Source organism: Bradyrhizobium sp., from assembly GCF_049581145.1.
Classification (GTDB): Bacteria; Pseudomonadota; Alphaproteobacteria; order Rhizobiales; family Xanthobacteraceae; genus Bradyrhizobium.
On sequence record NZ_JBAURI010000084.1, the window covers coordinates 1 to 7,247 of the forward strand.

The window sequence follows — 7,247 nt, forward strand, 5'->3', positions numbered from 1 at the left end:
GGTCACGGTTGCGATCAGAGCGGGTGAAGATGCCAAGCTGTGACGGCGCCATGGTCAGCGGCCCGCGGCGGCGCAGCGCATAATCGAGTCCCATCCACCCGCGCCGCATCAGGGAATAATAGGTCTCATTGAGGGTGCGAACGCCCTGGACCTTGTAGATCGCGCGCTGCTGCAGATGATCCTGCAGATTGCGCCCGACACCCGGCCGGTCGCGCACGACGTCGATGCCGAGCGGGGTGAGCCACTCGGCGGGCCCGATACCGGAGCGATGCAGCACCTGGACCGACCCGATCGATCCCGCGCACAACACGATTTCGCCCTTGGCGCGGGCCTCGACCATCTCGCCGCCCTGGCTGTAGCGGACGCCCGTGGCACGGCCATTCTCGACGATGAGCCGATCGACCAGCACATGGGTTTCAAGCCGCAGATTGCGGCGCGACAGGGCGGGCTTGAGGAAGCCGCGGGCGCTCGACCAGCGTCGCCCGCGCTTCTGGTTGACATGAAAATAGCCGACGCCTTCATTGTCGCCGGTGTTGAAGTCGGACGTTTTCCGGATCCCCATTTCTTCGGCGGCCTCGCCGACGGCATCCAGGATGGTCCAGGACAGCCGCGGCGCCTCGACCCGCCAGCCGCCGCCCATGCCGTGATGCTCGCTGGCGCCGAGGAAATGATCCTCCAGCCGCCGGAAGGCCGGCAGCACGTCGTCATAGCCCCAGCCGGCAAGGCCGAGCTGGCGCCAGTGATCGTAGTCGGCCGCCTGTCCGCGCATCGAGATCATCGCGTTGATGGCCGAGCAGCCGCCGATCACCTTGCCGCGCGGATAGGCCAGCGACCGGCCGTTGAGGCCCGGCTCCGCTTCGGTGCGAAACATCCAGTCCGAGCGCGGGTTGCCGATCGCAAACAGATAGCCGACCGGGATGTGAAACCAGATCCAGTTGTCGTTGCCGCCGGCCTCCAGGATCAGCACCCGGTTTTTGGGGTTGGCCGACAGCCGGTTGGCGACGATGCAGCCGGCGGTGCCGGCGCCGATCACGATATAGTCGAAATCACCCTCAAGCCGCTTCGGCATCCCTGAATTCCCGGCGTCTTCCGTGCTCTCGTCTTGCCCGGCTTTGGGTCGGGCATCCATGGTTTTCTTTGAATTGTTGACGATTGGCCCGAGCGCGGGCTTTTGGGCCAATTCGGCGAGTTCTCAAGCTGGCTCTTCGGGTTGGCTCCGCCAGTTCTGCCAATTCTTGGGCGGACCGGGTTTTGCATGCTAAAGACGGTCAACCCAGCCAAAGCAGCAAAAATCGAGATTTCTGATGCCTATCCTCAACCGTGTCGCCGATCTGCAACCCGATATCCAGGCCTGGCGCCGGGATATCCATGCCCATCCGGAACTGCTCTATGACGTGCACCGGACCGCGGCCTTCGTGGCCGACCGGTTGCGGGAGTTCGGCTGCGACGAGGTCGCGACCGGCCTAGGCAAGACCGGCGTGGTCGGCGTCATCAAGGGCAAGAAGCCCGCTGGCGCGGGTGACATCAAGGTGATCGGGCTGCGCGCCGACATGGACGCGCTGCCGATCGAAGAGGCGACCGATCTGCCCTACGCTTCCAGGACGCCCGGCAAGATGCACGCCTGCGGCCATGACGGCCACACCGCGATGCTGCTCGGGGCAGCGCGCTACCTGGCCGAGACGCGGAATTTCGCCGGCGATGCCGTGGTGATCTTCCAGCCGGCGGAAGAGGGTGGCGCGGGTGCAGCAGCCATGATCAGGGACGGCCTGATGGATCGTTTCGGCATCGAGCAGGTCTACGGCATGCACAACGGTCCGGGCATTCCGGTCGGCTCCTTTGCGATCCGCCCGGGTCCGATCATGGCCGCCACCGATGCCATCGATATCCGGATCGAGGGCCATGGCGGGCATGCGGCGCGGCCGCACAAATGCATCGATACCGTGATGGCCGGCGCGCAGTTGGTCATGGCCCTGCAGCAGATCGTCTCCCGCAACGTCGATCCCCTGGAATCGGCGGTCATTTCGATGTGCGAATTTCACGCCGGCAACGCCCGCAACGTGATTCCGCAAACCGCGGAGCTGCGCGGCACGGTGCGGACGCTGACGCCGGAGGTGCGGGAGCTGGTCGAGAAGCGGGTGCGCGAGGTGGTCGCGGGCGTGGCGCAGGTCACCGGCACCAGGATCGACCTGGTCTACGAGCGCGGCTATCCGGTCACCGTCAACCATGCCGCGCAGACCGATCTGGCGATTCGGATCGCCAAGGACGTTGCCGGCGAGGCCAATGTGCACGAGACCGCGCCGCTGATGGGCGCGGAGGATTTCTCCTACATGCTGGAGGCGCGTCCCGGCGCGTTCATCTTCTGCGGCAACGGCGACAGCGCCGGGCTGCATCATCCCGCCTATAATTTCAACGACGAGGCGATCGTCTACGGCACCTCGTACTGGATCAAACTGGTCGAAAACACGCTCGCGGAATAACCGCGCTTCGCTTCGACCAAAGGAAAGCCCGCGCAGCGATTTGCGCGGGCTTTTGTGTGTCTTGCTGCGGCCGGCGCCGCAGCAGTTAGAAGATGTGGGCGAACACGAAATAGAGGATGCCGGAGATCAACATCGCCGCCGGCAGGGTCAGCACCCATGCCAGGGCGATATTGCGGATCGTCGACCATTGCAGTCCCGATCCGTTGGCCGCCATGGTGCCGGCGATTCCGGAGGACAGCACGTGCGTGGTTGAGACCGGCAGGCCGTAGCCGTCGGCGGCCGCAATCGTCGCCGCCGCGGTGATCTCCGCGCAGGCACCCTGCGCGTAGGTCAGATGGGTTTTGCCGATCTTTTCCCCGACGGTCACGACGATCCGCTTCCAGCCGACCATGGTGCCAAGCCCGAGCGCAATGGCGACGGCGATCTTCACCCAGGTCGGAATGAATTTCGTCGCGCTGTCGAGTGAGCCTTTGTAGCTGTTCAGCGTCGCGACTTCGGCGCTGTTCAGTTCGGCTTCCTTGTCCTTCATCAGGAAACGAAGCGCCTCGGACGCGAGGTACATGTCGTTGCGGGTATTGCCGATCGCGTCGGCGGGGAATTTCGCCAGTGATCCATAGGTGGTGACCTGGTTGGCGATGTCGCGCACCAGGACGGCCAGAGATGGGTAGGTGCCGCCGTCGATCTGGTGCTCCGCGACATAATGGGTCACGGCGGGACGCGGATTGCCGAGCACGTTGTAGCCGGCGGCCTTGCTGTCGATGATCTTGCTTGCGGCTTCCGAGTTCTGGATGAACGCCTGGATCTGGCTCTCCGGCAGCGCGCGGTTCAGTGCATAGGCGGTCGGCACCGTACCGATCAGGATGAGCATGATGAGGCCCATGCCCTTCTGCCCGTCATTGGAGCCGTGAAAGAAGCTGACCAGAGTGCAGGTGAGGATCAGGATACCCCTAATCCACCAGGGCGGCGGCTGGTCGCCGACCGGCTCGCCGAACAATGCCGGCGTGACGCGAGCCAGCACGGCCTTGAGAACATAGAGCAGGATCGCCGCCAGCACGAAGCCGAACAGTGGCGACAGCAGCAGCGCCTTGGCGATATTGGCCGCCTGCGACCAGTCGACGCCGGAGGTGCCGTCGCGGCCGCGCATCAGCGCGTTGGTGATGCCGACGCCCATGATCGATCCGATCAGGGTATGCGAACTCGAGGCCGGCAGGCCCAAATACCAGGTGCCGAAGTTCCAGATGATCGCGGCAATCAGCAGCGCAAACACCATGGCGAAGCCGGCGCTGCTGCCGACCTGCAGGATCAGTTCGACCGGGAGCAGCGAGACGATGCCGAAGGCGACCGCGCCGGTCGACAACAGGACGCCGAACAGGTTGAACATGCCCGACCAGACCACGGCGATCTGGGCTGGCAGCGAGCGGGTATAGATCACGGTCGCCACCGCGTTGGCGGTATCGTGGAAGCCGTTGACGAACTCGAAGCCGAGCGCGATCAAAAGCGCGACGAACAGCAGGATGTACGGCAGATAGGTGGTGACCCGCGTGCCGGTGGCGTCGATGTCGGAATAGATGCTGTAGGCGACGAACAGCAGCGCGGCTGCGACGACGCCCAAATAAATGATCCCGGTCAGCGGATGAAAGCCGTGATCGAGGTCAGGACCCTTTTTGAGGGCGGGCTCGATCGAACCGGGTAACGCCATATCACTCATCGGAATATCTCCTCCCCAAGGCCCTCCGATTTTGCTCGATCCATGTGACAGTGCGGTGAAATAGGACGGTAAGGACGTGGCTATTGCCCACCTCCTCAAGAGATACCGTTGCGGTACGATATTCGCTGGGGAGACTTAGGCGGCGCGCCTTGATTTCCTGAGGAAATCGGCGGCGATCTTCAGGTCCTCGACAAAGCGCTGGTATTCCCGGGCCTTGGCATCGGCATCGGGCAGCCGCAGCAGATACGAGGGATGCACCGTCACCAGCGCCTTGCCTTCGTCGAGATCGACGAGATGTCCGCGGTTCTTGTTGATCGGCGTGATCTTGCCGAATACGCATTGCGCGGCGGTCGCCCCCAGCGCCACCACCAGATCGGGCTTGATCGCGGCCAGTTCCCGCTCGTACCAGGGGCGGCAGGCCTTGATCTCCGGCGTGGTCGGCTTCTGGTGCAGCCGGATCTTGCCGCGGGGCACGAATTTGAAATGCTTGACCGCGTTGGTCACATAGACCTTGCTGCGGTCGATACCGGCTTCCTGTAGCGCGCGGTCGAGCATTTGTCCGGCCGGCCCGACGAACGGCTTGCCCGCCAGGTCTTCCTTGTCGCCGGGCTGTTCGCCGACCAGCAGCACTTGCGCGTGTTTGGGGCCTTCGCCGAACACGGTCTGGGTCGCGTCCTTCCACAGTGGACAGGCGCGGCAGTGGGCTGCTTCCTCGCGCAGCGTTGCGATGTCGTCTGCAGCGGCGGATTTGTGTGTCATCGATGACTCCAAACGTTTCTGCGGTTTGTGCGGCTCGGTCGGTGCCTTTGCGATCATGGCGCCGGTCGTGCGCGCCGCCTCGGCGATCAAGGGCCTGATCATCGAGGCCTCCGGCAGGTTGCGCCAATATTTCTTCGGCATTTCCTTTTCCATCGCCTTCACCTTCAGCCGTGCCGGATTGAAGATGCTGGCGTAATAGCTGCGCCAGGTGTCCTCCAGCCGGTCCTCCGTCGGCGCCAGCGCCTTGCCGACGCCGGGCGTAAAGGAGACGGCATGGCCGTCCCAATGCGCGCAGATCTCCGGCGTGAGGATCGACCAGGGCATGTCGGCAAAGCGATGTGCGAAAAACGGTGCGGCCAGCTCGACGATGTGATGTTCCGGCTCGAACCAGGCGACGTAGTGCGAGTCCCGCTCGCGGCCGACCTCCCGGAAACGCACGAAGGCGTGCATCTTGTGCTCGTCGCGACGCACGGCCTTCGCCATCGCGGTCACCTCGGCGACGTCAGGATCGGTCGCGATCTCGAGCAGATCGTGGTTGGCCCGCAGCCGCCACAGCAGGCGATACAGGATCGCAAACCGTTGGGGGTCGCGGTGCAGGATGGCCACCTGCGCCAACTCGACGAATTTCGCAGGGACGTTGAAGGTCGCTTGCGGCGCGTCCAGCGGCAGAACGGTGTCTTCCGATGCGAACAGGTCTGGCTCATGGCCTCCCACGACCCACCTCACATCGACCGGGCGGATATCGTGCAGGGCCAATGTACGCGCGGCCTTCCGCCAGCCTTCGAAATCGGTTTCGTTGTCGAGCGTGATGAGATGCATCAAAACCCAAATCCGAGTTGCGCCGCTTTCGGCTTGAACCGCTCCGCCAGCCGGGCGTCGTCCAACAGATGCGGCGAAGGACGGTGATCACTGAGAACGATGAAGGGCAGCGCCTTGTTCCTGGCAATGTGAAGACGCGCCATGTCTGTTACGCGAAGGGACGTCATCCGGCGGGTGGCGATGATGCGATCGACTGCCTTCGCGCCGAAGCCGGGCACGCGCAGCAGATCCTCGCGGCTTGCACGGTTGACGTCGAGCGGGAAACGGTCGCGATGGCGCAGCGCCCAGGCGAGCTTCGGATCGATATCGAGCGCGAGCATGCCCCTGGCTTCGTCGACGATTTCGGAGGCTTCAAACCCGTAGAACCGCATCAGCCAGTCGGCCTGGTAGAGCCGGTGCTCGCGCAGCAAAGGCGGCGCGCGCGGCGGCAGTGCGCGGCTTGAATCGGGGATCGGGCTGAACGCCGAGTAATAGACCCGCTTCAGTCTGTAGGCGCCATAGAGATTGGCGCTGGTATCAAGAATGGTGCGGTCGCTGGCGCTGTCCGCGCCGATGATCATCTGCGTGCTCTGGCCCGCCGGCGCGAAGCGCTGCGGCTTTGTCCTGCCGGCCGTTTTGGCCGCGTCCTTGGCCTGCTCCTGCGCGTCATCGAGTTTCTGCCGCAGCCGGCCCATGGTGCGGCGGATCGCACGCACGTCCTTTTCCGGCGCCAATCTGGCGAGGCTTGCTTCCTCCGGAACTTCGATATTGATGCTGAGGCGATCGGCATATTTGCCGGCTTCCGCGATCAGACCGTCGTCGGCTTCCGGAATGGTCTTCAGATGGATGTAGCCGCGGAAATGATGCTCCTCGCGCAGCTTGCGCGCGACGCCCACCACCTGCTCCATCGTGTAATCGGCGCTGCGGATGATGCCGGAGGAGAGAAACAGGCCCTCGATGTAGTTGCGGCGATAGAAATCGAGCGTCAGCTTCACCACTTCGTCGATCGAAAAGCGCGCGCGCGGCACATTCGAGGAGGCGCGGTTGACGCAATAGAGGCAGTCGTAATTGCAGGCGTTGGTCAAAAGGATTTTCAGCAGCGAGATGCAGCGGCCGTCCGGCGCATAGGAATGGCAGATGCCCATGCCGGGTGCGGTCGAGCCCATGCCCCTGCCGTCGCGGGAGTCCCGTTGCTCGGTACCGCTGGAGGCACAGGAGGCATCGTATTTGGCTGCATCCGCCAGGATGGCCAGCTTGCGCTGCAGGTCCATTCTTTGAATCCCTTTGATTCGTTGGTGAAATCGCCTGACGTGCCAATACGGATTGACTCCTCGGGCCCTGTTAGCATTATATTAGAACATATCATGAACAATTGGGCCAGCCATTGGTTCTCTGAAGAACCAGGCAGCCATCCATCACCAAGGGAAGCGGCGCATGAAAAGCGCACGCACGACCGCGCTTGCGACGTTGCGCGGCAGCATCGAACGGCTCGAGACGCATGGCGG

Annotated in this window: 5 protein-coding genes; 1 reads left to right on the top strand and 4 read right to left on the bottom strand. The window is 63.7% G+C overall.

The features are described 5' to 3' along the window. Positions 1-1,069 (bottom strand): GMC family oxidoreductase (locus WCB02_RS02405; RefSeq protein WP_423955972.1); only part of this gene is annotated, 1,069 nt, incomplete at its 3' end. A gap of 235 nt (positions 1,070-1,304) precedes the next feature. Here WCB02_RS02405 and WCB02_RS02410 point away from each other — a divergent pair. Further along, on the top strand, positions 1,305-2,477 hold the full coding sequence (locus WCB02_RS02410; protein WP_423955974.1) for a M20 aminoacylase family protein: 1,173 nt from the start codon (positions 1,305-1,307) through the stop codon (positions 2,475-2,477). A gap of 85 nt (positions 2,478-2,562) precedes the next feature. Here WCB02_RS02410 and WCB02_RS02415 read toward each other — a convergent pair whose 3' ends face one another. The 3 genes from WCB02_RS02415 to WCB02_RS02425 all read right to left on the bottom strand — a co-directional run bounded on the left by WCB02_RS02415 (position 2,563) and on the right by WCB02_RS02425 (position 7,013). After that, complete coding sequence (locus tag WCB02_RS02415; protein WP_423955976.1) at positions 2,563-4,185, bottom strand: inorganic phosphate transporter; 1,623 nt, start codon at positions 4,183-4,185, stop codon at positions 2,563-2,565. Between the two features lie 135 nt (positions 4,186-4,320). Then, entirely contained in the window at positions 4,321-5,763 is a 1,443-nt protein-coding gene (locus WCB02_RS02420; protein ID WP_423955979.1) for a UdgX family uracil-DNA binding protein, read from the bottom strand. Further along, a complete protein-coding gene (locus WCB02_RS02425; protein ID WP_423955981.1) occupies positions 5,763-7,013 on the bottom strand; it encodes a putative DNA modification/repair radical SAM protein in 1,251 nt (416 codons plus the stop codon). Before WCB02_RS02425 ends, WCB02_RS02420 begins: the two co-directional genes overlap by 1 nt. Between the last annotated feature and the right edge of the window lie 234 nt (positions 7,014-7,247).

What these genes read in the sequence shown, in the direction of transcription:
- WCB02_RS02410 (WP_423955974.1), top strand. Translation starts at nt 1,305, where the DNA reads ATGCCTATCCTCAACCGTGTCGCCGATCTGCAACCCGATATCCAGGCC.
- WCB02_RS02415 (WP_423955976.1), bottom strand. Translation starts at nt 4,185, where the DNA reads ATGAGTGATATGGCGTTACCCGGTTCGATCGAGCCCGCCCTCAAAAAG.
- WCB02_RS02425 (WP_423955981.1), bottom strand. Translation starts at nt 7,013, where the DNA reads ATGGACCTGCAGCGCAAGCTGGCCATCCTGGCGGATGCAGCCAAATAC.
- WCB02_RS02420 (WP_423955979.1), bottom strand. Translation starts at nt 5,763, where the DNA reads ATGCATCTCATCACGCTCGACAACGAAACCGATTTCGAAGGCTGGCGG.